Genomic DNA, 23,919 nt, shown 5'->3' with positions numbered 1-23,919 from the left:
GGCGAGGAATATCCGTTCCTCGCCCTATCTTTGTGGCAACAGGTGGGTCGCAACTCCCCAATTCAACAAGTTAAAACCAGAGGCGGTCGCATCAAGCATTGCGTAGCCGCAATTGCGATGACCGTATCTGCGGAGGTCCTCCTGCGGGTCAGCCCCTTTAAGCCACCAAATCAGTGCCTGCAGAGCATGGCCGTGCGTAACCACACCAAGCGTTTGATTTTGTCCATCGACAGCCAGATCGGACAGACAAGCCATCAGGCGCCAGGCAACCTCATAAGCATTCTCCCCTCCCGGAGCCGACGCCTCTGCCTTACCGGCAAAGAGGCACTGCGTCGCTTCAGGATAATCGCGCATGGCCTGCGCATAAGATAATCCTTCCAGTCGGCCAAAATCTTGCTCCTGCAAACGCTTATCCATTTGCACAGTGCAGCCACATCTCTCAGCCAACGTCTCCGCTGTCGTAAAAGCCCGGCCAGCCGGTGAACTGATCAACAAAGTGACCGATAACATTTGCAAGCGAGCGCCAAGCCCAGCGATTTGACGTCGCCCCTCTTCTGTCAGCGGACTGTCACTTCGCCCCTGAATAATCCCCGAGCGGTTCCATTCTGACTCCGCATGCCTCAATACAATGAAACGCATGGTTTTTTCTCGACGATAAAAGCCTAAATATAGACAGGAAAAACACATCCTTCCGTACAGGTAAACGCCGGGTAGTGTACGGGAACAACTCAGGCTATGCTGAGCCCTCGACGCGAGACACGGAGGCGCACATGCATCACCCAGACGTTTACATCGGCAGCATCCAACCCTATGAAGGCGGGCGCCCCAGCGCCATCGCCAAACGCCAGGTGGATGGCGCCATCCGGCTCACGCCGCTCGGGCTGGAAGGCGACGAACAGGCCGAAAAAAGCTACCACGGCGGGCCGGACCGCGCGCTGTGTCACTACCCGCGCGAGCATTATGCCCACTGGCGCGAGCAGTTTCCGGCGCAGGCCGAGCAATTTTGCGCCCCGGCCTTCGGCGAGAATATCTCCACCGAAGGGCTGACCGAACACAATGTGTTTATGGGCGACATCTTCCGCTGGGGCGAGGCGCTGATCCAGGTCACCCAGCCGCGCTCGCCGTGCTTCAAGCTCAATTATCACTTCGCCATCGAGGACATTTCGGTGCTGATGCAGCAAAGCGGCCGCTGCGGCTGGCTGTATCGGGTGGTGTCGCCGGGCGCGGTCAGCGGCGATCGTCCGCTGGCGCTGGCGGCGCGCAACAGCGATGTGTCGGTGGCCGAAGCCATCGCCATCGCCTGGCACATGCCGTTCGATGCGGAACAGTATCGCCGTCTGTTGGCGGTGGCCGGCCTCTCCGCCAGCTGGAGCAAGACCATGCTCACGCGGCTCGCCGAAGGGCGCCTTGAGGATTTCAACCGCCGCCTGCTCGGCCGTTGAAAGCGCGAGCGGAAAATGAAAAACGTGCGCCGAATGCCGTGTTAACCCTTTTCTTCCGCCTATACTGTAGCCGCACGTTTTTTCAGCCAGGAGCCAGGTATATGACCACCCCGACCCATTCGATTCATCACGCCGCCGCCGAAGGCTATCAGGCCAATGCCGATCGCTATGTGAAAGGCCGGCCGGATTACCCGCCGGAAATCGCCGTCTGGCTGCGTGACGTCATCGGCCTGCACGCCGGCATGACGGTCATCGATCTCGGCGCCGGTACCGGCAAGTTCACCCCGCGCCTGCTGGAAACCGGCGCGCAGGTGATCGCCGTCGAACCGGTGCCGCAAATGCTGGAAAAACTGTCGGCGGCGCTGCCGCAGGTGAAAACGCTGGCGGGCACCGCCGACGCGATCCCGCTACCGGACGAGTCGGTGGATGCCGTGGTGTGCGCCCAGTCCTTCCATTGGTTCGCCACGCCGCAGGCGCTGGCGGAAATCCAGCGCATTCTCAAGCCCGGCGGCAAACTCGGCCTGGTGTGGAACATGCGCGATGCGCGCGTCGGTTGGGTGCGTAAACTGAATCAGATCGTCGATAGCCATGAAGGCGATGCGCCGCGTTTCTATACCGGCGAATGGCGCAAATTCTTCCCGTTCAAAGGCTTTGAACCGCTGCAGGAGCAGGTGTTTATGCTCGGCCACCGGGGGGCGGTGGAGGACGTGATCTACAACCGGGTACGTTCAACCAGCTTTATCGCCGCGCTGCCGCAGGCGCAACAGGAGCAGGTTATCGATCGGTTGCGCCAACTGGTGGCGGAAGAAGAGGAACTGCGGGGCCAGGACACGGTCACCGTGCCCTATCAGACCAAGGCGTATTTCACCACCAAGGTCTGACGCCCGGGATTCAGAACGCTTTCTTGGCGTAGCCGGTGACCGCTTTCAGGCCCATCTCGCGGCCCAGCGCGGTCATCGGGTGCACTACGATCAGCCCGCGCGCGCTTTTCTTCAGCGCGCCCATATCGGCCTGCTCTTTCTTGGTGATCTCGCGGCTGAACGGCAGCTGGCTCAGCTTCTGCGCTTCGGCGCTCAGCTTCTCGCCGCGCACGTTTTTCAGGCGCTCGATCTCCGTCGCCAGCTTCTCTTTCTCTTTGGTGTGCTGCGCGATCAACTCAGGGTTGCCCTGTTGGATCACGGTGGCGTCTTTGTGGTTCAAGGCGTCCAGCAGGTCGCTCAGACGCTTGATCTCTGCCTTTTCTTTCTCTTTCATGGTCTCTGGCCCATTGTGCCCAAAATGGCACGCTAATCAATGATACCGGCATTGTAGCAAAAGGCGCGCGCCGTTACCCGTCCTGCGCAATGCCGGGCGGCAGGCCGCTCATCTCGCAGGCCCTGGCGCCGAGCCGAGCCAGCGCCTGGGTGTAGCGCGCGTTGAACGGGTAGCAGCAGGAGAGCCGCAGCGCGTTGCGGTAGCGCCCGCTCGGGGAATACAGGGTGCCCGGCGTCAAACAGATCTGCTCCTCAAGCAGCTGATGGAACAGCGCCACGCTGTCCACGCCGGGGGGGAATTCGACCCAGAACACGAAGCCGCCCGCCGGCTGCGTGGCCAGCGTGCCGCGCGGGAAATGCCGGGCGATCAGCGCCCTCGCCTCGTCGACCTGCGCCGCATAGCGCTTGCGCAGGTTGCGCAAATGGTGATCGTAGCCGCCGCTCTCCAGGAAGGTCGCCAGCGTTTCCGACAGCAGCTGCGACTCGGACATCGACGACACCGCCTTCAGCTTGCGCAACGCCTCGTGAAAACGGCCGCCGCAGATCCAGCCGACGCGAAAATCCGGCGCCAGCGTTTTGGTGAAGCTGGAGCAAAACAGCACCCAGCCGTCGCGATCGAACGCCTTCACCGCCGGCGACAGCGCCCCGCCGAACTGGATCTCGGCATACAGCCCGTCTTCAATCAACGGCACCTGATGATCGTTCATCAGCCGCGCCAGCCGCTTTTTCGCCGCCAGCGGCATAGTGCAACCCAGCGGGTTTTGCACCGTCGGCATGGCGATCACCGCATTCAGCCGCTTCTCGTTCAGCAGCAGCTCCAGCGCGTCCAACGACAGCCCCAGCTGCGGATCGGTAGGGATTTCCAGCGCTTTCAGCCCCAGGCTGGCCAGCAGCGGCAGCAGATAAAAGTAGGTCGGCGACTCCAGCCCGACGCAGTCGCCCGGTTGGGTGGTAACGCGCAGCGCCAGCTGCAGCGCCTCCATGCAGCCGTGGGTCAACACCACGTCGCCCGGCTCCAACAGCATGCCGAGCGTCATTGAGCGGCGGGCGATCTGCTGACGCAGCCGCAGGCTGCCGGGCGGCAACGGATATTGTCCGATCAGACCCGGCTGGCGGCGCAGTTGGGAAGACAGCATGCGCCCCAGTTTGCCGCCGGGATAGAAATCGCTGGTCTGCGGGCAGGCCAGCGCAATGTTGGTGAAGGCCGGGTTCTGCTGGGCGGCGAACACCGTATCGATCAACGCCAGCACGTCGTCCGCCGGCGGTTCGATGCGCCCGCTGGGCGCCGAGGCCATCTTCAGCGCCGGCAGCGTGCTGCGGACATAAAACCCCGACTGCGGCCGCGCTTCGATCAGCCCGCGATCCTCCAGCGTGCGGTAAGCCGACACCACGGTATTGATGCTGACGCGATGGGTTTGCGCACAGCGCCGCACCGAAGGCAAGCGGTCGCCGGGCTGCAGCGTGCCGCGGCGAATGGCTTCGGCCAGCGTATCCGCCAGCTGCAGGTAACGGGTATCCGGGGTTTCATCGAGCAAGGTCACAGTTTCTCTCCAGGCAATGGGTACAGTTTACATTTCACACAACTGTAACCATGACAATATCCGATTTGTGGCTCTGTCACCATCCCATCGCAGCGATTATGCTGATCCTCTCGTTATCACCGTCATTTTCAAGGAACCTGCCATGCTGGACTCCGCCTTTGTCAGCTACGTCACCGTCATGTCGATCACCCCCGGCCCCAACAACCTGCTGCTGGCCTCGTCGGGCGTCAACTTCGGCCTGCGCCGCACCCTGCCGATGCTGTTCGGCATCTGCGTCGGTTGTGCAGTACAGCTGGCGATCATTATCCCGCTGCTGGCGCTGGCGCTGAGCTGGGCCGGCGTCATCCGCTTCCCGCTGGCGGTGATCGGCTGCGCCTACCTGCTGTGGCTGTCGTGGAAACTGTTTCAGGCGGCCTCGCCGGACGCCAAAGAGCAGGCGCAGCCGATGAGCCTGCTGAGCGGCGCGCTGTTTCAGGCGGTCAACCCCAAGGCCTGGCTGATGGTGATCAACGTGGCGATCCTGTTCACCCCGCGCGAAGGCGCCACCTTTGTCCATACGCTGTCTATCATCGCCGGTTTCGCGTTGCTGAACTTGCCGTGCGTGCTGCTGTGGGCGGTGTTGGGTGACCGGTTGCGCAACGCGCTGCGGGTCACCTGGAAACTGCGCGCCTTCAACGGCGTGATGTCCGGGCTGATGGCCGCCACCGCGCTGTGGTTGCTGTTCGACGAATGGCGCGCGGCCTTCGCTTAGCCGCGGCCGAGAGGAGAGAGTCGGGAAGGTTGTTTGGCACCGATGCCGGCGATCAGGTCGGTAATGGACAGCACCATGGTGGAGCGCACCATCTGCTGATAGCGCTGACGCTGCATGGCGATCAGCGCTTCATCCGCCTCGCCCGGCTGCAGGAAGGTCGGCACCGGCGGCAACGCGGCCACGCAGTGCAGCTCGCCGAACGGCCCGAGGATTTCGTCGTCGACGAAGCGGTATTCCGAACCGTCGTGGTTCAGCTCTTCGCGCATCGCCATCAGCAGCTCGGCGTCTTCATATTCGTGGCGGGAAATCACCCCCAGCCCGTACATCAGCTTCAGGCGCACCGACAGCTCCCCCAGCGGGCCGCTGCCGGACAATAGCGGTTCGACGGCATATTTCACCGCATAGTCGTCCTTGCGGAATACCTGCACCACCAGCACGTTGAGCGCTTCCGCCAGCAGCTCTACCGCCGCGATCAGGAAGCTGCGCACCGTTTTGCCCGCGTTCAGCTTTTCCAGAACCTGGTTTTCAAATGCCTGTGCTTCTTCCATCGTCGCTTTTCGAAAGGCGTGGGGAGGGCCGTCGATGCCGAACTCGGGTTCCAGGAGCGCAGCAAGCTGCGCTCGGGTGTTCATCATCACGATTCTACTTGTGCATGGCGTTATACACAGCAACGGCCTCTTCTACAACCTCGCTTTCCGCCGGCAGGCCGGAAATTTGCGCCAGCGCGGCTTTCGGCCCGAGCGTGTTCAGCAATTCCGCCAACTCCAGCGCCTGCGGATCCTGTTCGCTGCGGTAACTCATGGCGGCGGCGATGCCCTGGATCAGGTTGGCATGCGGCAGGCCGTATTCCAGCGTGCCCAGCAGCGGTTTGATCAGGCGATCGCCGGCGCTCAGCTTGCGCAGCGGCTGGCGCCCTACGCGCTCGACGTCATCGTGCAGATACGGGTTTTCGAAGCGGCCGAGAATTTTGTTGATGTAGGCGGCGTGCTTGTCGGCGTCGAAGCCGTAACGCTTGATCAGCACCGCGCCGCTCTCTTCCATCGCCCCTTTCACCACGCGGCGGATCGCCGGGTCGAGAATGGCGTCGCGAATGGTTTGCAGCCCGGCCCGTTGGCCGAGGTAGGCGGTGATCGCGTGGCCGGTGTTGAGGGTGAACAGCTTGCGCTCGACGAAGGCCATCAGGTTATCGGTCAGCTCCATGCCGGCGATCGCCGGAGGCTGGCCTTTAAACTGCGTCTGATCGACGATCCATTCGCTGAAGGTTTCCACCGTCACTTCCAGCGGATCGCTGCTGTCCGCCGGCGGCACGATGCGATCGACCGCCGAATCGACGAAGCCGACGTGCTGCTCAACCCATGCCTGCTCGTCCTGCGGCAGCGCGGCAAACACGTGCTGCTTCAGCTGGCTGGTGCCGCGCACCATGTTCTCACAGGCGATGATGTTCAGCGGCTGCACATTGCCCTGCTGATGGCGCAGCACCAGCCCTTTGGCGATCGTGCCGGCGATTTTGGCGAGAATTTGCGGGCCAACGGCGGTGGTCACCAGATCCGCCTCGGCGATCAGCGCCACCGCGGCTTCGCTGCCGCTGTTGACGGCGCTGACGTTGTTGACGCTCTCTACGCGCTCTTGCTCGCCCACCACGTGCACCTGGTAGCTTTTACGGCTGTTCAGCAGATCCAGCACCGTTTGATTGACGTCGGCGAAGGTCAGCTCAACCCCGGCGTCCGCCAGCAGCTTGCCGATAAAACCGCGGCCGATGTTCCCTGCGCCAAAATGTAATGCTTTCATAACTCTACCTTCTTAATGTCGAAGGGTGCAGCACGCTGCACCCTTGAAAATGATTCTGTTATCCGGCTTTTTTGCCGCCGAGCAGGTCCAGCACTTCCTGAACGCTGGTGGTATTCGCCAGCCGCTCGATCACGCTCTCGTCATCCAGCGCGTTGGTCAGGCTGGTGATCACCTGGATATGCTCGTTGTTGCGCGCGGCGATGCCGATCACCAGACGGGCCACTTCATCCTCTTCATCGCCGAAGCGCACGCCCTGCGGGTATTGGCAGAACACCACGCCGGTACGCAGCACCCGGTCTTTGGCCTCGATGGTGCCGTGCGGCACGGCGATCGATTCGCCCAGGTAGGTGGAGGTGAGCTTTTCGCGCTCCAGCATCGCCGGCACGTATTCCGGCTCAACGTAGCCGCCCTTCACCAGTTGCTCGCCGGCGAAGCGGATCGCCTGCTCTTTGTCGCTGGCCTGCAGGTTGAGGAACACGTTGCTCTCGCTTAGCTTGAACAGCCCCGGTTCGCCGGCCTCTGCAGCCGCGTGCGCGCCGCTCTGCGGGGCCGCTGCGGCAGCGGTGTTCACCGCCAGCAAACGCTCGACCAGATCGCCATACAGCTTGCTGTCGAGGAAGTTAGTCAGCGAAATGTGCTGGGCCTGCGGCGCATGGCGCATCGCGCGCTCGGTCAGATCGCGGTGCGTGATCACCAGATCCACATCGTCCGGCAGGCTGTTGATAGCGCTGTTGGTCACCGAGATGTTCTTCAGCCCGGCGTCGGCCACTTTCTTGCGCAGTACCCCGGCGCCCATGGCGCTGGAGCCCATGCCCGCATCGCAGGCGACGATGATTTTGCGCACGGTGCTCAGATCGCCATCGACCGCCGCCGGCGCGGCCGCGCCGCCCTTGGACTGCGATTTCATCTCTTGCACGCGACGGGTCGCGGCCTCCAGATCGTCCTCCTCTTTCACCTTGGAGGTTTTCAGCAGGAAAGCGGACACCACGAAGGAGACGGCAAAGGCTGCGCACACCGCCGCAATGTTGGCGAAGTAGGCGCCTTTCGGGGTCATCGCCAGCACCGCCAAAATCGACCCCGGGGAAGCCGGAGACACCAGGCCGCCGTTCAGCATCGTCAGGGTGAACACGCCGGTCATGCCGCCCAGGATCACCGCCAGCAGCAGACGTGGATTCATCAGCACGTAAGGGAAGTAGATTTCGTGGATGCCGCCCAGGAAGTGAATGATCGCCGCACCGCCGGCGGATTGCTTGGCGCTGCCGCGGCCGAAGAACATGTAGGCCATCAGCACGCCCATGCCCGGGCCTGGGTTGGCTTCGATCAGGAAGAACACCGATTTGCCGGCTTCCGTCGCCTGCTGGATGCCCAGCGGCGAGAAGATGCCGTGGTTGATGGCGTTGTTCAGGAACAGGATTTTCGCCGGTTCAACGAAGATGGACGCCAATGGCAGCAGGTTGTTCGTCACCATCACGTGCACGCCCGCCGCCAGCAGCTTGGAAAGCACCTCCACCAGCGGCCCGATGCCCAGGAAGGCCAGGATCGCCAACAGCATGCCGATGATGCCGGCGGAGAAGTTGTTCACCAGCATTTCAAAGCCGCTTTTGATCTTGCCGTCCACCCAGCGGTCGAAGTGCTTGATGGCCCAGCCGCCCAGCGGACCGGCGATCATCGCGCCGAGGAACATCGGCATGTCGGCGCCGACGATGACGCCCATGGTGGTGATGGCGCCGACCACGCCGCCGCGATCGCCGCCCACCAGCCGCCCGCCGGTATAACCGATCAGCAGCGGCAGCAGGTAGGTGATCATCGGGCCGACCAGCTTGGCTAAGGTCTCATTCGGCAGCCAGCCGGTTGGAATGAATAGCGCGGTGATAATCCCCCAGGCGATAAAGGCGCCGATGTTGGGCATCACCATGTTGCTCAGGAAGCGGCCAAAGTTTTGCACTTTAACCTTGATGTCTGGTGAAAACATAAAACACACCCCTATTGTTACGCGCTGACAATAGAGCGCGTGATTATTGTTGTGACGATCCAGCCGTGTTGCCGCTGTATGCGAAACGGACTCTATCACGCTGTTTTTGTCACGCGAACTTCACGAATTTTTTGTGATGCAGGTCACACACAACACCCCAACAACCCCTCATTTATGGTGATAAAGATCACATTTATGGCGTGTAAAAAAAGCACAGTGAGAAAAAAACCGCCCAAAAACCGACAATAAAGTGATTAATGTCACATTTTTAACTTGGTTGTTTGTTTTTAAATTGTGATAAACATCACAATTTATTTTTCGCTGCAGCGCCCGAACGCGACGCTCTGTTTGATCTTCCCTGTGAGCACTCATCCCGCCGGGAACTAGCGAAGTGATGAATGAAAGAAAACTACATTGCCGAATGAATGGATTAATTGAAGTGTAGTACAGAAGCCTGCGTAATAAACCAGCAAGCTATTGGAAACGCTGAGGGGAAATAAAACAGGCCGGCAATGCCGGCCTGTAGATCGTCGTAGGCGCGTTATTGCGTCACGCTTTGAATGGCTTTCTGCGCATTCACCAGGTTCTGCTGTTTGGCCACCAGATTCGACATCATGGTGTTGTACTGCGCCACCTGCTGCGCGGTGCGGAACTGCACGCCGTTGTTGTTGAAGCTGACCTGATTGCCCTGGCTCTGCAGGAAATCGCCAACCTGCACCAGATCCTGCACAAAGCTGGCGGTGGTCGGGATTGCCGGCATCAGGGCGTTGGCCGGCGCGGTGACGATTTTGTCATAGGCCTGGTTATACACCGCCTTCAGATCGTCGGGCTGTTTCAGCGCCGTGCGGGCGGTATCCGCCTGCGACTTGGCGGACTGGATCTGCTGGCCCAGCAGGTTTAACGCCCCGACCGATTGCTGCAGCGCATCGCGTTTGTTCAGATAGTCCTGCGCGGTGCGGATCTGGTTAATCTGATCCAGCGCTGGCGTCAGGCTGGCGCCGACCGACTTGGACAGCTGCTGTGAAAAGCCGACCAAAATCGCGTAATCGCCGGCATAGTTGCCGAACTTCTGCTTTTGGTCTTCGCTCAGCGTGGGGATGTTCGCCCCGCTGCGCATCACGGTATTCTGTAAGTAATCAATGAATGCTTTGCGCTGTTCCGGCTCTTTATCGCCGCAGGCGGTCAATTGCATGACCACCAACAATGCCAATACCGGTGCCAACCAACGCGCGAAACCTCTGCTCTGGATCCCTACCGCCATGTGACATAACTCCTGTTATAAACCTGCTTTTTCATTGGACTCCGCCCCTTTTTCCGCACTCCGTGCGCCTATAAGAATAGATCAACTGGCGGCGTTCCGATACGCGATTCCGTTTGCGGTGAACATTGTCTCGGCCGGAGGCGGTTGAACATCGTGCGCAAAACGCACTGAGGTTCATTGCCGTCAGCGACCGGATGCTTCAATTTCCCCAAGTCGCCCCCCAAGTCGCCCCCCAAGTCGCCCCCCAAGTCGCCCCCCAAGTCGCCAGGCGACCTTGCCTTCGCACCCAGGAAACGGAAATAAAAAAGGCGCCCGCAGGCGCCTTTTCACAGCACAGAGCCGTTTTACTGCAGTACGGAGATATCCGCCACCTGCAGGAACAGTTCACGCAGTTTGCTCAGCAGCGTCAGACGATTCACGCGCACTTCCGCATCGTCCGCCATTACCATCACGTTGTCGAAGAACGCATCCACCGGTTCACGCAGCGCAGCCAGTTCCACCAGCGCTTCCTGGTAATTGCCCGCCGCGAAGTACGGCTGCAGCTTGTCGCGCAGCACCACCAGGTGGGTCGCCAACTGGATCTCCGCCGCGTCCTTCAGCACCGAGGCGCGCACGCTGTCGTTCAGCGTTTCGGTAGATTTGGCCAGGATATTGGAGACGCGTTTGTTGGCCGCAGCCAACGCCGCCGCTTCGTCCAGCGTGCGGAAGTGGGATACCGCCTTGACGCGTGCGTCAAAGTCGGCCGGCTTGGTCGGACGGCGCGCCAGCACCGCCTGAATGGTATCGACCGCGTGGCCTTCTTCCTGATACCAGGCGCGGAAGCGGCCCAGCATGAATTCCACCACCTCATCGACCACTTTGGCGTTGGTCAGCTTGCTGCCGTACAAGCGCACGGCCTCTTCGGTCAGGGTCTGCAGATCCAGCGGCAGGTTTTTCTCGACGATGATGCGCAGCACGCCCAGCGCGGCGCGGCGCAGCGCGAACGGGTCTTTATCGCCTTTCGGATGCTGCCCGATGCCGAAAATGCCGGCCAGGGTGTCCATCTTGTCGGCGATCGCCAGGGAACAGGCCACCAGTGACTGCGGCAGCGCATCGCCGGCGTAGCGCGGCTGATACTGCTCGTTCAGCGCAACGGCGACGTCTTCCGCCTCACCGTCGTGGCGCGCGTAGTGCATGCCCATCACGCCCTGGGTGTCGGTAAATTCGAACACCATGTTGGTCATCAGGTCGCACTTCGACAGCAGGCCCGCGCGGGTGGCGTGGTTGACGTCGGCGCCGATCTGGCCGGCAACCCAGCCCGCCAGCGCCTGAATGCGATCGGTCTTGTCGCGCAGGGTGCCCAGCTGCTGTTGGAACAGCACGGTTTCCAGGCGCGGCAGGTTGTCTTCCAGACGTTTCTTGCGATCGGTGTTGAAGAAGAACTCGGCATCGGCCAGGCGCGGACGCACCACCTTCTCGTTACCGGAAATGATCTGCTGCGGGTCTTTCGACTCGATATTGGCCACAAAGATAAAGTTCGGCAGCAGTTTGCCCGCGGCGTCGTACACCGGGAAATACTTCTGGTCGCCCTTCATGGTGTACACCAGCGCTTCCGCCGGCACCGCCAGGAATTTCTCTTCGAATTTGGCGGTCAGCACCACCGGCCATTCCACCAGCGAGGCCACTTCTTCCAGCAGGCTGTCGCTCAGATCGGCTTTGCCGCCAATCTTCTGCGCCGCCAGTTCGGCGTCGCGTTTGATGAGGGCTTTACGCGCTTCGTAGTCGGCGACCACTTTGCCGCGCTCCAGCAGGATCTGCGGGTATTGGTCGGCGTTATCGAGGGTGAACTCGGCTTCGCCCATGAAGCGGTGGCCACGCACGGTGCGCGCGGATTCGATGCCCAGCACGGTGCCCGGGATCAGATCGGCGCCCAGCAGCATCGTAACGGTGTGCACCGGACGCACGAACTGCACGTCGGAGTCGCCCCAACGCATCAGTTTCGGGATCGGCAGTTTAGCCAGCGCGGTGCTGACCATGCCGGCCAGCAGTTGCTGCGCCGACTGGCCTTTGACGTGGGCACGGTACATCAACCACTCGCCCTTGTCAGTCACCAGGCGTTCAGCCTGATCGACGGTGATGCCGCAGCCGCGCGCCCAGCCTTCGGCCGCTTTGCTCGGTTTGCCTTCGGCGTCGAACGCCTGGGCGATCGCCGGGCCGCGTTTTTCAATTTCGCGATCGGCCTGCGCCGCGCTCAGGTTAGCCACTTTCAGCGCCAGGCGGCGCGGTGCGGCGAACCAGCTCACTTCACCGTGTTCCAGGCCGGCGTTGTCCAGCTCGGCGGTGAAGTTGGCGGCGAAAGATTCCGCCAGGGAACGAAGAGCCTTCGGCGGCAGCTCTTCCGTGCCGATTTCCACCAGGAAAGTCTGTTGAGTCATGGCTGCCTCTTAGTTCTCGTTCTTCTTGTTGCACATCGGGAAGCCCAGCGCTTCGCGGGAAGCGTAGTAGGCTTCGGCAACGGCTTTGGTCAGCGTGCGGATGCGCAGAATGTAGCGTTGGCGCTCGGTCACCGAAATCGCTTTGCGCGCGTCCAGCAGGTTGAAGGTATGGCCCGCCTTCAGGATGCGTTCGTAGGCCGGCAGCGGCAGCGGTTTTTCCAGCGCCAGCAGCGATTGGGCTTCTTTCTCGTACTGCTCGAAGCAGGAGAACAGGAAGTCGACGTCGGCGTATTCGAAGTTGTAGGTGGACTGCTCCACTTCATTCTGATGGAACACGTCGCCGTAGGTGGTGACGCCCAGCGGGCCGTTGCTCCACACCAGATCGTACACGCTGTCCACGCCCTGGATGTACATCGCCAGACGCTCCAGACCGTAGGTGATCTCGCCGGTCACCGGCTTGCACTCCAGGCCGCCGACCTGCTGGAAGTAAGTGAACTGCGTCACTTCCATGCCGTTCAGCCACACTTCCCAACCCAGGCCCCAGGCGCCGAGCGTCGGGTTTTCCCAGTTGTCTTCCACGAAGCGAATGTCGTGGATGGTCGGATCCAGACCCAGCTCTTTCAACGAGCCCAGGTAGAGTTCCTGAATGTTGTCCGGCGATGGCTTAATCACCACCTGGAACTGGTAGTAGTGCTGCAGACGGTTCGGGTTTTCGCCGTAGCGGCCGTCGGTCGGGCGGCGAGATGGCTGCACATAGGCGGCGGCCATCGGCTCCGGCCCCAGTGCGCGCAGGCACGTCATCGGGTGTGAGGTTCCCGCGCCGACTTCCATGTCCAATGGTTGAACGATGGTGCAGCCCTGGCGCGCCCAATAATCCTGCAGTGTCAGGATCAGGCCCTGGAAGGTCTTGGTATCAAACTTTTGCATGTTGAATTCGCACGCGATACAAGTGGATTTAGATGGAATGAGCCAGTATACCCGTTGACCGTAAGATATACAGCCAGAATCCGGCAACAAGTGCGAATCGGGGCGAGAAACGCTGGATTTTCGCGCGCGGCGCGCGCAGGACAGGGCGCCGGTTAGCCGGCTAATTTCACCGGCGACGAACGGGGCGAAAATACGACCCGCCAAAAACATTAGAATAACTTAACAAAAAACGAGACTAATCGTTGCTTAAATCGTCACTTATTCGCCCGCAGCTCCTGTTCTCACCAACCCTATTTACGCAGATTGAAATGCACACATGCTTATATTTGCCACAGGGCAAAGTTACGCCAATGTTATTTTTGTTAATTTTATCAACTAAAAAACTCGCCTCACCGGCAGATAATGTGACTAACCGCCAAATTATTTCTTATATCGTGAAAAATAAGGAGAGATCACGCGATGGGCCGCGGCAGCGACTCGAGGAGAAACAAGCGGATATGTAATACGCCAACAATGAGCCACATAAACCCATTGACAGTTAATCTTTGGTTATACAATAATAATTAAAATTTTCCCTGGTGTTGGCCAAGTGGCTACCTGATCCTTTCATAGGATCAGTTTTTTTTTGTATTTCCGTCAGCATCATGACGGCCCGCATAATTAATTCCCGTCCGCTTCCTCTTAATTAGCTTCCCTTATAAGAACGTATCGCTTACGCAATGCCATTTAGCGCGCCTTTGGCAAACGCGCTCTGCAGGCACCCCATTCAAAAACGCGCGCTGACGCCGACGTTATACATAAACTGCTCGCCGCTGCTCAGGCCGCCGGTTTGCGAGACGGTGGCGAAGGCCGACACCCTGTCCGTCAACGGCATGTTGGCCCCGAGCGTGACATCCACCCAGTTTTTGTCCTGGCCCGCACTGTCGCGAGTAAATGAGGTTTGCGTCGATTTCAGGCCGCCGCCGGCGCGGTAGACGTCATCGCCGAACTGATGCTGATAACTCACTTCCGCATAAGGGTTAAACACGCCGAATTGCGTATCCAGCCGCCAACCCAACGCACCGATCTGCGAGTGGTAGGTTTGATCGTTGAAGCGCATGGCGGTGCTGTCATCGCCGTCTTCGCTGTAACCGGAAACGCGGCTGTAATCCCAGGCGAACTGCGCCACCGGCCCGGTGGTCAGGTAAGAAGCGATCGGGAAGTCATAGCCGGCGGTCACGCGCGCCCCCCACTGCTTGCCGGAGGTCGAACCGGTTTCGGTGCGCGTCAGCGGCCCCAACCGCATGCTGCGGCGGATGTCGTCATAATCCATCGTCGCATAGTGCAGATCGGCATTGACCCATCCCTGCTCGAATATGGCCAGCGAACTGAAAGCCGAGAGCAGCAGCCCGCGCGCCTTGTAATCAAAGCGGCTGGAAGGATGCTGATCGTCGTTGGAACCGGCGATCAACGCACCGATCAACCAGCTGTCGGTCAGCTGATAGTCCACGCCGACGGTCAGGTTGTGGGTGGTAGCGTTGCCGTCCCCCGCGGCCCGGTTATCGGCATAGTCGTAGTGCTGGCCGGCGTAACCGCCGAACACGCCCAGCGAACCCTGCGGGTTGTCGCCGTTGCGCAACTGCTGGAAGCGGCTGTCGAGCGTGGCGCGGCTGTCACGCGCCATCGCCGCCGTCGCCTGATTCAGCGCCACCACCTGCGCCGGGCCATCCAACACCGCCTGGATATAATCCGCAATCAGCAGGTGCGCCTGTGGGCTGGGGTGGAAATGGTCGGAGAACAGATAGGACTGGCCGGCGTCGAAGCCGGGCATGTCGGAACGGCATACCGCCGAGGAAACGCCCGGCGGGCAAGCCATGCCGGCGGTGTTGGCGAAGCCGAACTGCGCCGGATTGGCGATCGCTTCGGCGAACAGCTTGTTGACGTCCACCCGCACGATATTGCCGCTCCCCTGCGCCAGCAAACGGTCTTCGCTTTGATTATAGAAATCGGTCAGCTGAGCGGCCTGCGCGCTCAGGCCGTCATACGCCGCGATAAGCTGCGCGGCGATCGCCTGCTGCACCTGAGGAATGGCGCTGCCCTGCTTCGCCGCAGCGGCCAACGCTGCGTGGATCGCCTGCGTGCGTGAAGCGTTGTCCGGCGTCGCCACCGAATTAAGCGTGGCGTAGGCCGCCTGGATCGCCGCCCCCTGCACCGGAGACAGCGCCTGTTGAATGATCAATTCCATCAGCTGCGGCGTGGAGCCGATGTTCGGCACCGTCGGCACGATCACCGTGCCGGCGCCGGCGTTCAGCAGCGAATGCACCTGCGCGGCCGCCGCGGCGGCGCTGTTATAGGCCACGCCGGGCGCGGTAGCGGCATTCAGCGCCGCCGCCGCCAGATCGTTGCCGCCGATCCAATGAATATACAAACCGTCGCCGTCGGCCTGGCCATTGACCCGGTTCAGATAGCGCTGCACCTGCTCCTGGGTGTTGTCGGCCGGGTTCAGGCCCGGCACCGCCACGGCGCCGCCGGCGGCGTAGTTCTCACCGCCGTTGTCCGAAGCCACCAGCGCCGCCCCGATGCGTTGCGCCAACGCTTCGTCGTACAGCAGGTGCTGGCTGCCGTCATAGGTGAACCGGCCGTTGTTGCCGGTATCGCTCAGACTGTCGCCAAAGACGTAGAGTTGATCGTACGCCTGAGCCGGAAGGGTCACACTGCAAAGTAACGCCACTGCAAGCGCCGCCGGGCGGGGCATGCACGTTATTTTTAGAGGCATGAATCGACTCCTGAGAGCCTGCAAATGAAGGCCATGTCGTTTTTATCGTTGGTCAGTTTTCCACCGGCCATGTAGTAACTATTGTCGGCTTTTTCGTCACGTCAAGCGGGCTGATGACAAAACAATCAGAGACTTGCCAAGTTCGGCGCTTCGAGCGATGATTACTGTTCATAAACACAGCATAAGGACATTCAGGATGGCAGACGAACGTTGCGGTTGGGTGACGGCCGATCCGTTGTATCTCGAATATCACGACAAGGAATGGGGCGCGCCCACCACCGACGCGCGCGAGCTGTTTGAAATGTTGTGCCTCGAGGGGCAGCAAGCCGGCCTTTCCTGGATCACCGTCCTGAAAAAGCGCGAGAACTACCGCCGCGCTTTCCACGGTTTCGATCCGCAGCGGGTCGCCGCCATGACCGAACAAGACGTGGAAAACCTGCTGCAGGACAGCGGCATCATCCGCCATCGCGGCAAGATAGAAGCCATCATCACCAACGCCAAGGCCTATCTGGCGATGGAGGCGGCCGGAGAGAATTTCGTTACCTTCATTTGGGACTTCGTCGGCGGCCGGCCGCAGCTCAACCGCTGGCAAGCGCTGAACCAGGTGCCGGCCAAAACCGAGCAGTCCGACGCCATGTCCAAGGCGCTGAAAAAGCGCGGCTTCAAGTTTATCGGCTCCACCATCTGTTACGCCTTCATGCAGGCCAGCGGGCTGGTGAACGATCATCTTACGGGGTGCATGTGTTACCCAAAGCCACGGTGATCCGCCCCTGTGGCCCGGAGGATATCGAACGGCTGATGGCGCTGTGGCTGCCCAGCACCATCGCCGCCCATCCGTTCGTGGCGGAAAAATACTGGCGTGAGAGCGCCGCGCTGGTGCGGGAAAACTACCTGCCGCGCGCGCAAAGCTGGGCCTGCTGGCACGAAGGCGAGATCGTCGGCTTTATCAGCGTGCTGGACGAGCAGTTCATCGGCGCGCTGTTTGTCGATCGGGCGTTTCACGGCCGCGGCGTCGCCCAGGCGCTGATGACGCACGTGCAGCAGCGCTACCGCCGACTCAGTCTGGAGGTGTACCAACAGAACCTGCGCGCCTGCGCGTTCTACCACAAGCACGGCTTTCAGATAACGCAGCGCCTGTTCAATGATGAAACCCAGGCCTATACGCTGATCATGAACTGGCCGGCAGTCGAAAACTCAACCGGTTACGCTTAAAAAAGGCGCATCCGCACCCCGGATGCGCACAATTAGGAATCCGCTGCATGGCGCCGCCCGGCGTTTTGCCGCATAACTCCCCCAGCACTTACCCGCGCTCATCATTTGTCACGTTTTTCTCCGGAACTGCCGGCGAAAGCGCGCGTCATAGGTAGCGCGGCGATGCGGGCTCCCTGCGTCACCCACTTTTTTGCGTCCCCGTTTTGGGCCGGCGCGTACAGATTCTGATGCCATTAAGGACAAGAACATGAAAAAACGCATTGCAATTATTGCCGGCGCCGTGAGCCTTACGCTCGCGCTGTCGGCCTGTACCACCAACCCTTACACCGGTGAATCCGAAGCCGGCAAATCCGGCATCGGCGCAGGCCTCGGCGCCGCACTGGGCGCCGGCGTCGGCGTGCTGTCCTCTTCCAAGAAAGATCGCGGCAAGGGTGCGCTGATCGGCGCAGCGGCCGGTGCAGCCCTCGGCGGCGGCGTAGGCTATTACATGGACGTGCAGGAAGCCAAACTGCGCGACAAGATGAAAGGCACCGGCGTCAGCGTCACCCGTCAGGGCGACAACATCGTGCTGAACATGCCGAACAACGTGACCTTCGACAGCAGCAGCGCCACGCTGAAACCGGCGGGCGCCAACACCCTGACCGGCGTCGCCATGGTGCTGAAAGAGTATCCGAAAACCGCGGTCAACGTGGTCGGCTACACCGACAGCACCGGTTCCCGCTCGCTCAACATGAACCTGTCGCAGCAGCGCGCCGACGGCGTAGCCAGCGCGCTGATCACCCAGGGCGTGGCGGCGAACCGTATCCGCACCACCGGCGCCGGCCCGGACAACCCGATCGCCTCCAACAGCACCGCGGAAGGCAAGGCGCAAAACCGCCGCGTCGAGATCACGCTCAGCCCGCTGCAGTAATCCCGTGCGGGGCGCCACCTGCGCCCCGCCGCCTCCCTGCGATTTTCTCCTTACCCTTCAACATTCCCGCCCGCACATCGGGTATGGTAGTCTCCTTGGCAATTAACCGCAGGAGGGATCGGCTGTGAGCACTGTCAAGGCAACGCGCGCATCGGGACGCGCCACCATCAGCGATGTGGCCAGCATCGCCAAAACCGGCAAGACCAGCGTGTCGCGCTATCTGAATGGTGAACAACACCTGCTTTCCGACGATCTCAAACAGCGCATCGAACAGGCGATCCAGCAGCTCGACTACCGGCCAAGCCAGATGGCGCGCAGCCTGAAGGGCGGCCAGACCCGTCTGATCGGCCTGATCCTCGCCGATATCACCAACCCCTACTCGGTGGACGTGATGCGCGGCATCGAGGCCGCCTGCCGCCAGCACGGCTTTACCCTGCTGGTGTGTAACACCAACAACGAAGTCAATCAGGAGCAGCACTACCTGCAGCTGCTCAGCAGTTACCGGGTGGAAGGCATTGTGGTCAACGCGGTCGGCATGCGCGAGGAAGCGTTATCCACGCTGCAACAGTCGATGCTGCCGATGGTGTTGATCGACCGCAAAATCCCCGATTTCGCCTGCGACGTGGTGGGCCTGAACAACCGCGAAGCGGCCACCGTCGCCACCGAACACCTGTTGCAACAAGGTTTCGAAGCGATCCTGTTCCTCAGCGAGCCGCTCGGTACGGTCAATACCCGCCTGGAACGCCTGCACGCCTTCAGGCATACCATGGCGCAGCACCCCGCGCTGTTGGCGGAGCAGGCCGAAACGCCGCTCAACGATCGGCAGAAACTGGAGCAGGTGCTGAGCGATTTCAGCGGCCGCCACCGCGGCATGCGCAAGGCGGTGATCTCCGCCAACGGCGCCCTGACGCTGCAGGTGGCGCGCGCCATGCGTCGGCTCGGCATCCAGTGGGGCAACGACATCGGCCTGCTGGGCTTTGACGAACTGGAGTGGGCGGAACTGGCGGGCGTCGGCATCACCACGCTGAAACAGCCCACCTACCAAATGGGGCACGCGGCGCTGGAACGGCTGGTGCATCGCATTCAGGGCCTGGCCGCCCCCAGCGGCGAGCAGATGTTCTCCGGCGAGCTGATCGTCCGCGGCTCCACCACCCGCTAACCCGCCTTTTCCGGGGCGTTAACCGTCCCGTCCTCACCGGCTGTTTTTTGCTCAGCTTCGTGATTGCGATCATATTTTTACACTCTGCCGCTTTTCGTTGGAACCGGTTCCATTTAACGTACCGGTAACAGCAGCGGCGGCGACAATGCCGCCTCAGGAGTCAAAATGAAAACAGAAATCATCGTGGTCACCGGCGCCTACGGCACCGATACCGTCAAACAACACGGCGGCCAGCGCGCGCTGTTGCCCCTCATCGCCGGCGCTGGCGCCGACGGGGTGGAGATCCGCCGCGAACTGTTCGCCGCCGGCGAGCTGGACAGCCTGCCGGCGCTGGCGCAAGAGATCGATCGCCAGCAGCTGTTCGCCGTCTACTCCGCCCCTGAGGCGCTGTTCACCCCGCAACATACGCTGAACCCCAACCTGCCGGCGCTGCTGGCGGAAGCGCAGGCGCTGAACGCGCGCCAGCTGAAGCTGTCCCTCGGTCATTTCCGCCCCGGCTTCGATTTTACCGAGCTGAAAGTGGCGCTGGAGCAACACCCGGTCAAGCTGGTGGTCGAGAACGACCAAACGCCGGACTGCGGCATTTTGTCGATGCTGAACGCCTTTTTCCACGCCGCGGAAGATAGCCATCTGCCGGTCAGCATGACCTTCGATATGGCCAACTGGCTGTGGGTGGGGCAAGACGCCTTCGCCGCCGCCGAGCGCCTGGCCCGCCACGTCGGTTACGTGCACGTCAAAGCCGCCACCCAAGGCCCGCGCGGCTGGCGCGCCGTCGCGCTGGACGATACCGACGGCAGCTGGCGCGATCTGCTGGCCCGCCTGCCGCACGATGCGCCGCGCGGTATCGAATTCCCGTTGCAGGGCGATGACCTGGAGGCCGTCACCCGTCATTACGTCAATATTTTGCGTGCGGAGTAACCCCATGATGACAACGTTAACGGCAACGACGGCGCAGCAGACGCCCCTGGATGTGGTCACGCTGGGCGAAGCCATGGCGATGTTCGTGGCGGCGCAAACCGGCGACCTGGCGGAGGTGGAAACCTTCACCAAACGCATCGCCGGCGCCGAACTGAACGTGGCGATCGGCCTGGCGCGTCTGGGCATGAACGTCGGCTGGGTCAGCCGCGTCGGCAATGACTCGTTCGGCCGCTTCGCCCTGCAGCAGCTGAAAAAAGAAGGCATCAACTACCGGCAGGTGACGGTCGATGGCCACTATCCGACCGGTTTTCAGGTGAAATCCAAAACCACCGATGGTACCGATCCCAGCGTGGAGTACTTCCGCAAGGGCTCGGCGGCCAGCCACCTGTCGATTGCCGATTTTAACCGCGAGTATTTCGGTTCCGCGCGCCACCTGCACCTGAGCGGCGTGGCGGCGGCGCTGTCCGGCGAATCGCTGGCGCTGTGCCACCATGCGGCGCGCGAGATGCGCGCCATGGGCAAAACCATTTCGTTCGACCCCAATCTGCGCCCGGTGCTGTGGCCCAGCCGCGAGGTGATGATCGAGCAGCTGAACCAGCTGGCGTTCGCCGCCGACTGGGTGCTGCCGGGGCTGAAAGAGGGGCAGATCCTCACCGGCCAATCGACGCCGGAAGGCATCGCCGATTTCTATCTGGAACGCGGCGTGCAGGCGGTGATCATCAAAACCGGCCCGGACGGCGCCTGGTTTAAAACCGCCGCCGGCGATAAGGCGGCGGTGGCCGCAGTCAAGGTCGACAACGTGGTGGATACCGTGGGGGCGGGTGATGGCTTTGCCGTCGGCACCCTCAGCGCCCTGCTGGAAGGCAAAACGCTGGTACAGGCGGTGCAGCGCGGCAACAAAATCGGTTCGCTGGCGATCCAGGCCATCGGCGACAGCGAAGGCCTGCCGACCCGCGCGGCGCTGGCCGAATAACAATAAAAAAACGACTTCTCCGCATGACGTCAGCCTCTGGCCCTACAACCGGGACGCGTCGGGAGAGCATCTGCCCCTTCTTCTGGCATGCCGGGCGAAGGGGATGCAACACCACTGAAGGATACTGAACATGAACAAAGCGACTGTCGCGGCCAAACGCTGGTGGTACATCATGCCCATCGTGTTTATCACCTACAGCCTGGCCTATCTCGATCGCGCCAACTTCAGCTTCGCCTCCGCCGCCGGCATCAATGAGGATCTCGGCATCACCAAGGGCATGGCCTCGCTGCTGGGCGCGCTGTTTTTCCTCGGTTATTTCTTCTTCCAAATTCCCGGCGCCATCTACGCCGAACGCCGCAGCGTCAAAAAATTGATCTTCTGGTGCCTGATCCTGTGGGGCGGTTGCGCCTCGCTGACCGGCGTGGTGAGCAATATCCCGATGTTGGCCGCCATCCGCTTTATCCTCGGCGTGGTGGAAGCGGCGGTGATGCCGGCGATGCTGATCTACATCAGCAACTGGTTCACCAAATCGGAGCGGTCACGCGCCAATACCTTCCTGATCCTCGGCAACCCGGTGACGGTGCTGTGGATGTCTGTGGTGTCAGGCTACCTGATCCACGCCTTCGGCTGGCGCGAAATGTTCATCATCGAGGGCATTCCGGCGGTTATCTGGGCGTTCTGCTGGTGGGTGCTGGCGAAAGACAAACCGGCGCAGGCCGGCTGGTTGAGCGCCGATGAGAAACAGGCGCTGCAACAGCAGTTGGACGAAGAACAGAAAGGCATCAAGGCCGTGCGCAACTACGGCGAAGCCTTCCGCTCACGCAACGTGATCCTGTTGTGCGTGCAGTACTTCGCCTGGAGCATCGGCGTGTACGGCTTCGTGCTGTGGCTGCCTTCCATCCTGCGCAGCGGCATGCAGATGGGCATGGTGGAAGCCGGCTGGCTGTCGGCGGTGCCTTACCTGGCGGCAACCATCGCCATGATCGTCGTCTCCTGGGCGTCGGACAAAATGCAAAACCGCAAGCTGTTCGTCTGGCCGCTGCTGCTGATCGGCGCGCTGGCGTTCTTCGGCTCTTACGCCGTCGGCACCAACCACTTCTGGATCTCCTACGGCCTGCTGGTGGTCGCCGGCGCCGCGATGTACGCCCCTTATGGGCCGTTCTTCGCCATCATTCCGGAAATGCTGCCGAAAAACGTCGCCGGGGGCGCCATGGCGCTGATCAACAGCATGGGCGCGCTGGGTTCGTTCTTCGGTTCGTGGTTCGTCGGCTATCTGAATGGCGCCACCGGCAGCCCGGCGGCCTCTTACATGTTTATGGCCATCGCACTGGTGGTGGCGGTGGTGCTGACGCTGATCGTCAAGCCCGCCCGCAACGAGATCCAGCCACAATTGGCTTGATCCGGTTATACTTTTTCTCTGTTAACCCAACCGGGGGGGCGCCATGCCCCCTTTGGCCCAGCTGGAGTTCGTGATGAAGCCTTCTATCGTATTGTACAAAAGCCTGCCCGCCGATCTGCGTGAACGTCTGGAACAGCACTTCACCGTGCACGCCTTCAACGGCCTGCAGCCGGAGAACCGCGACGAACTGCGCCAGGCGCTGCAGCAGGCCGAAGGGATCATCGGTTCCGGCGGTAAAATTGACGAAGCTTTCCTGCAGCAGGCGCCCAAACTGCGCGCGGCCTCGACCGTTTCCGTCGGCTACGACAACTTCGACGTCGAGGCGCTCAACGCCCATAACGTGCTGCTGATGCATACCCCGACGGTGCTGACCGAAACCGTCGCCGACACCATCATGAGCCTGGTGCTGGCGACCGCGCGCCGGGTGGTGGAAGTGGCGGAGCGGGTGAAGGCCGGCGAATGGCGCGGCAGCATCGGGCCGGACTGGTTCGGCGTCGACGTGCACCACAAAACCATCGGCATCCTCGGCATGGGGCGCATCGGCCTGGCGCTGGCGCAGCGCGCGCACTTCGGCTTCGGCATGCCGGTGCTGTACAACGCCCGCCGCACGCACGAAGAGGCGGAGCAACGCTTCAACGCCCGTCGCTGCGATCTGGATACCCTGCTGGCCGAATCGGATTTCGTTTGCATCACGTTGCCGCTGACCGAACAAACTTTCCATCTGATCGGCCGCGATCAGCTGGCGAAAATGAAGAAAAGCGGCATTCTGATCAACGCCGGCCGCGGGCCGGTGGTGGATGAGCAGGCGTTGATCGAAGCGCTGCAAAACGGCGTGATCCACGCCGCCGGGTTGGACGTGTTCGAGAAAGAGCCGCTGCCGGCCAATTCGCCGCTGCTCAGCATGCCGAACGTGGTGGCGTTGCCGCACATCGGCTCCGCCACCCATGAAACCCGCTACGGCATGGCCGCCTGCGCGGTGGATAACTTGATCGCGGCATTGACCGGCACGGTGAAAGAAAACTGCGTCAATCCGCAGCTGTTGCGGAAATAACTCAGCGCGGCCGGTGGTCTGCGGATAACCGGCCGTGTTGCTCTTCCTGCTGCGGCGCGAACAGCGCCTGCAGCTGATGTTCTTCGGCGAAGTGCTGCAATTCGGCATCCTGAATTGCCCGAACGATCTCTTCTCGCCAGTTTTTGTCCGTCATCGCTAACCTCCTTTGATGTTCATCGTTTAATCTGCCGCA

General features: G+C 61.4%; 22 protein-coding genes. 11 read left to right on the top strand and 11 right to left on the bottom strand.

The window, feature by feature from the left end; genetic code table 11:
- Nucleotides 1-24: 24 nt before the first annotated feature.
- Nucleotides 25-639: a histidine phosphatase family protein gene (locus AC2CGQ_RS21475; protein WP_015376170.1), complete on the bottom strand. Its 615-nt coding sequence runs from the start codon at nucleotides 637-639 to the stop codon at nucleotides 25-27.
- 131 nt (nucleotides 640-770) lie between these two features.
- On the opposite strand from AC2CGQ_RS21475, the gene yiiM reads away from it, so the two are divergent.
- Nucleotides 771-1,442, top strand: a complete 672-nt coding sequence (gene yiiM, locus AC2CGQ_RS21470) for a 6-hydroxyaminopurine reductase (protein WP_015376169.1) — start codon at nucleotides 771-773, stop codon at nucleotides 1,440-1,442.
- Nucleotides 1,443-1,543: 101 nt separating this feature from the next.
- The gene (locus tag AC2CGQ_RS21465) at nucleotides 1,544-2,323 is read left to right on the top strand and encodes a class I SAM-dependent methyltransferase (protein ID WP_021504151.1); all 780 of its coding nucleotides are present in this window, start codon (nucleotides 1,544-1,546) and stop codon (nucleotides 2,321-2,323) included.
- 10 nt (nucleotides 2,324-2,333) lie between these two features.
- Here the strand turns inward: AC2CGQ_RS21465 and AC2CGQ_RS21460 are convergent, their stop codons facing one another.
- Together AC2CGQ_RS21460 and AC2CGQ_RS21455 are read right to left on the bottom strand one after the other, a co-directional pair.
- Nucleotides 2,334-2,696 carry a YibL family ribosome-associated protein gene (locus AC2CGQ_RS21460; RefSeq protein ID WP_021504152.1) on the bottom strand — a complete coding sequence of 121 codons (363 nt, stop codon included), beginning with the start codon at nucleotides 2,694-2,696 and terminating at the stop codon, nucleotides 2,334-2,336.
- Between the two features lie 73 nt (nucleotides 2,697-2,769).
- Complete coding sequence (locus tag AC2CGQ_RS21455; protein WP_015376166.1) at nucleotides 2,770-4,236, bottom strand: aminotransferase-like domain-containing protein; 1,467 nt, start codon at nucleotides 4,234-4,236, stop codon at nucleotides 2,770-2,772.
- 142 nt (nucleotides 4,237-4,378) lie between these two features.
- Between AC2CGQ_RS21455 and AC2CGQ_RS21450 the strand changes: the two genes are divergently transcribed.
- Nucleotides 4,379-4,987 (top strand): LysE family translocator, encoded by a 609-nt coding sequence (locus AC2CGQ_RS21450; protein WP_103086121.1) that lies wholly within the window; start codon nucleotides 4,379-4,381, stop codon nucleotides 4,985-4,987.
- Here the strand turns inward: AC2CGQ_RS21450 and AC2CGQ_RS21445 are convergent.
- The 7 genes from AC2CGQ_RS21445 to AC2CGQ_RS21415 all read right to left on the bottom strand — a co-directional run bounded on the left by AC2CGQ_RS21445 (nucleotide 4,984) and on the right by AC2CGQ_RS21415 (nucleotide 16,104).
- Entirely contained in the window at nucleotides 4,984-5,535 is a 552-nt protein-coding gene (locus tag AC2CGQ_RS21445; RefSeq protein WP_016929575.1) for an MltR family transcriptional regulator, read from the bottom strand. The two genes, AC2CGQ_RS21450 and AC2CGQ_RS21445, sit on opposite strands and share 4 nt — an antisense overlap.
- A 94-nt stretch (nucleotides 5,536-5,629) precedes the next feature.
- Nucleotides 5,630-6,775, bottom strand: coding sequence for a mannitol-1-phosphate 5-dehydrogenase (locus AC2CGQ_RS21440; protein ID WP_021504154.1), 1,146 nt, complete (start codon nucleotides 6,773-6,775; stop codon nucleotides 5,630-5,632).
- Nucleotides 6,776-6,833: 58 nt separating this feature from the next.
- On the bottom strand, nucleotides 6,834-8,747 hold the full coding sequence (locus tag AC2CGQ_RS21435) for a PTS mannitol transporter subunit IICBA (RefSeq protein ID WP_099981854.1): 1,914 nt from the start codon (nucleotides 8,745-8,747) through the stop codon (nucleotides 6,834-6,836).
- A 541-nt stretch (nucleotides 8,748-9,288) separates the two neighbouring features.
- Nucleotides 9,289-10,008: a DUF3053 domain-containing protein gene (locus AC2CGQ_RS21430; protein WP_015376162.1), complete on the bottom strand. Its 720-nt coding sequence runs from the start codon at nucleotides 10,006-10,008 to the stop codon at nucleotides 9,289-9,291.
- A gap of 344 nt (nucleotides 10,009-10,352) precedes the next feature.
- Nucleotides 10,353-12,422: a glycine--tRNA ligase subunit beta gene (gene glyS, locus AC2CGQ_RS21425; protein WP_004933969.1), complete on the bottom strand. Its 2,070-nt coding sequence runs from the start codon at nucleotides 12,420-12,422 to the stop codon at nucleotides 10,353-10,355.
- A gap of 9 nt (nucleotides 12,423-12,431) precedes the next feature.
- On the bottom strand, nucleotides 12,432-13,349 hold the full coding sequence (glyQ, locus tag AC2CGQ_RS21420; protein ID WP_004933966.1) for a glycine--tRNA ligase subunit alpha: 918 nt from the start codon (nucleotides 13,347-13,349) through the stop codon (nucleotides 12,432-12,434).
- 766 nt (nucleotides 13,350-14,115) lie between these two features.
- Complete coding sequence (locus AC2CGQ_RS21415) at nucleotides 14,116-16,104, bottom strand: autotransporter domain-containing esterase (RefSeq protein WP_031299773.1); 1,989 nt, start codon at nucleotides 16,102-16,104, stop codon at nucleotides 14,116-14,118.
- A gap of 196 nt (nucleotides 16,105-16,300) precedes the next feature.
- On the opposite strand from AC2CGQ_RS21415, the gene AC2CGQ_RS21410 reads away from it, so the two are divergent.
- The 8 genes from AC2CGQ_RS21410 (at nucleotide 16,301) to ghrB (ending at nucleotide 23,726) form a co-directional block, all read left to right on the top strand.
- On the top strand, nucleotides 16,301-16,867 hold the full coding sequence (locus tag AC2CGQ_RS21410) for a DNA-3-methyladenine glycosylase I (protein ID WP_004933960.1): 567 nt from the start codon (nucleotides 16,301-16,303) through the stop codon (nucleotides 16,865-16,867).
- Nucleotides 16,864-17,316 carry an N-acetyltransferase gene (locus tag AC2CGQ_RS21405; protein WP_015376160.1) on the top strand — a complete coding sequence of 151 codons (453 nt, stop codon included), beginning with the start codon at nucleotides 16,864-16,866 and terminating at the stop codon, nucleotides 17,314-17,316. Before AC2CGQ_RS21410 ends, AC2CGQ_RS21405 begins: the two co-directional genes overlap by 4 nt.
- 247 nt (nucleotides 17,317-17,563) lie before the next feature.
- The gene (locus AC2CGQ_RS21400) at nucleotides 17,564-18,226 is read left to right on the top strand and encodes an OmpA family lipoprotein (RefSeq protein WP_004933954.1); all 663 of its coding nucleotides are present in this window, start codon (nucleotides 17,564-17,566) and stop codon (nucleotides 18,224-18,226) included.
- A 124-nt stretch (nucleotides 18,227-18,350) separates the two neighbouring features.
- Nucleotides 18,351-19,385, top strand: a complete 1,035-nt coding sequence (locus AC2CGQ_RS21395) for a LacI family DNA-binding transcriptional regulator (RefSeq protein ID WP_015376159.1) — start codon at nucleotides 18,351-18,353, stop codon at nucleotides 19,383-19,385.
- Nucleotides 19,386-19,550: 165 nt separating this feature from the next.
- Nucleotides 19,551-20,303, top strand: a complete 753-nt coding sequence (locus AC2CGQ_RS21390) for a sugar phosphate isomerase/epimerase family protein (protein ID WP_021504157.1) — start codon at nucleotides 19,551-19,553, stop codon at nucleotides 20,301-20,303.
- 7 nt (nucleotides 20,304-20,310) lie between these two features.
- Nucleotides 20,311-21,276: a sugar kinase gene (locus AC2CGQ_RS21385; RefSeq protein WP_033645233.1), complete on the top strand. Its 966-nt coding sequence runs from the start codon at nucleotides 20,311-20,313 to the stop codon at nucleotides 21,274-21,276.
- A 130-nt stretch (nucleotides 21,277-21,406) separates the two neighbouring features.
- A complete protein-coding gene (locus AC2CGQ_RS21380) occupies nucleotides 21,407-22,675 on the top strand; it encodes an MFS transporter (RefSeq protein ID WP_004933942.1) in 1,269 nt (422 codons plus the stop codon).
- 73 nt (nucleotides 22,676-22,748) lie between these two features.
- On the top strand, nucleotides 22,749-23,726 hold the full coding sequence (ghrB, locus tag AC2CGQ_RS21375) for a glyoxylate/hydroxypyruvate reductase GhrB (RefSeq protein WP_033631399.1): 978 nt from the start codon (nucleotides 22,749-22,751) through the stop codon (nucleotides 23,724-23,726).
- Between the two features lies 1 nt (nucleotide 23,727).
- On the opposite strand, the gene AC2CGQ_RS21370 is transcribed toward ghrB, so the two are convergent.
- A complete protein-coding gene (locus AC2CGQ_RS21370; RefSeq protein ID WP_015376155.1) occupies nucleotides 23,728-23,880 on the bottom strand; it encodes a hypothetical protein in 153 nt (50 codons plus the stop codon).
- Nucleotides 23,881-23,919 lie beyond the last annotated feature (39 nt).

The sequence above is a fragment of the Serratia sp. DFXYC6 genome (assembly GCF_057196085.1).
The sequence above is the reverse complement of the archived record's forward strand: the minus strand, read 5'-3'. Positions and strand labels throughout refer to the sequence as shown.

Bases quoted from the DNA above. Each gene is read 5' to 3' on its own strand.
- ghrB (WP_033631399.1), top strand. From the start codon at position 22,749: ATGAAGCCTTCTATCGTATTGTACAAAAGCCTGCCCGCCGATCTGCGT.
- AC2CGQ_RS21415 (WP_031299773.1), bottom strand. From the start codon at position 16,104: ATGCCTCTAAAAATAACGTGCATGCCCCGCCCGGCGGCGCTTGCAGTG.
- AC2CGQ_RS21410 (WP_004933960.1), top strand. From the start codon at position 16,301: ATGGCAGACGAACGTTGCGGTTGGGTGACGGCCGATCCGTTGTATCTC.
- AC2CGQ_RS21440 (WP_021504154.1), bottom strand. From the start codon at position 6,775: ATGAAAGCATTACATTTTGGCGCAGGGAACATCGGCCGCGGTTTTATC.
- AC2CGQ_RS21400 (WP_004933954.1), top strand. From the start codon at position 17,564: ATGAAAAAACGCATTGCAATTATTGCCGGCGCCGTGAGCCTTACGCTC.
- AC2CGQ_RS21450 (WP_103086121.1), top strand. From the start codon at position 4,379: ATGCTGGACTCCGCCTTTGTCAGCTACGTCACCGTCATGTCGATCACC.
- AC2CGQ_RS21380 (WP_004933942.1), top strand. From the start codon at position 21,407: ATGAACAAAGCGACTGTCGCGGCCAAACGCTGGTGGTACATCATGCCC.
- AC2CGQ_RS21435 (WP_099981854.1), bottom strand. From the start codon at position 8,747: ATGTTTTCACCAGACATCAAGGTTAAAGTGCAAAACTTTGGCCGCTTC.
- yiiM (WP_015376169.1), top strand. From the start codon at position 771: ATGCATCACCCAGACGTTTACATCGGCAGCATCCAACCCTATGAAGGC.
- glyQ (WP_004933966.1), bottom strand. From the start codon at position 13,349: ATGCAAAAGTTTGATACCAAGACCTTCCAGGGCCTGATCCTGACACTG.
- AC2CGQ_RS21390 (WP_021504157.1), top strand. From the start codon at position 19,551: ATGAAAACAGAAATCATCGTGGTCACCGGCGCCTACGGCACCGATACC.
- AC2CGQ_RS21465 (WP_021504151.1), top strand. From the start codon at position 1,544: ATGACCACCCCGACCCATTCGATTCATCACGCCGCCGCCGAAGGCTAT.
- AC2CGQ_RS21460 (WP_021504152.1), bottom strand. From the start codon at position 2,696: ATGAAAGAGAAAGAAAAGGCAGAGATCAAGCGTCTGAGCGACCTGCTG.
- AC2CGQ_RS21385 (WP_033645233.1), top strand. From the start codon at position 20,311: ATGACAACGTTAACGGCAACGACGGCGCAGCAGACGCCCCTGGATGTG.
- AC2CGQ_RS21430 (WP_015376162.1), bottom strand. From the start codon at position 10,008: ATGGCGGTAGGGATCCAGAGCAGAGGTTTCGCGCGTTGGTTGGCACCG.
- AC2CGQ_RS21370 (WP_015376155.1), bottom strand. From the start codon at position 23,880: ATGACGGACAAAAACTGGCGAGAAGAGATCGTTCGGGCAATTCAGGAT.
- AC2CGQ_RS21445 (WP_016929575.1), bottom strand. From the start codon at position 5,535: ATGGAAGAAGCACAGGCATTTGAAAACCAGGTTCTGGAAAAGCTGAAC.
- AC2CGQ_RS21475 (WP_015376170.1), bottom strand. From the start codon at position 639: ATGCGTTTCATTGTATTGAGGCATGCGGAGTCAGAATGGAACCGCTCG.
- glyS (WP_004933969.1), bottom strand. From the start codon at position 12,422: ATGACTCAACAGACTTTCCTGGTGGAAATCGGCACGGAAGAGCTGCCG.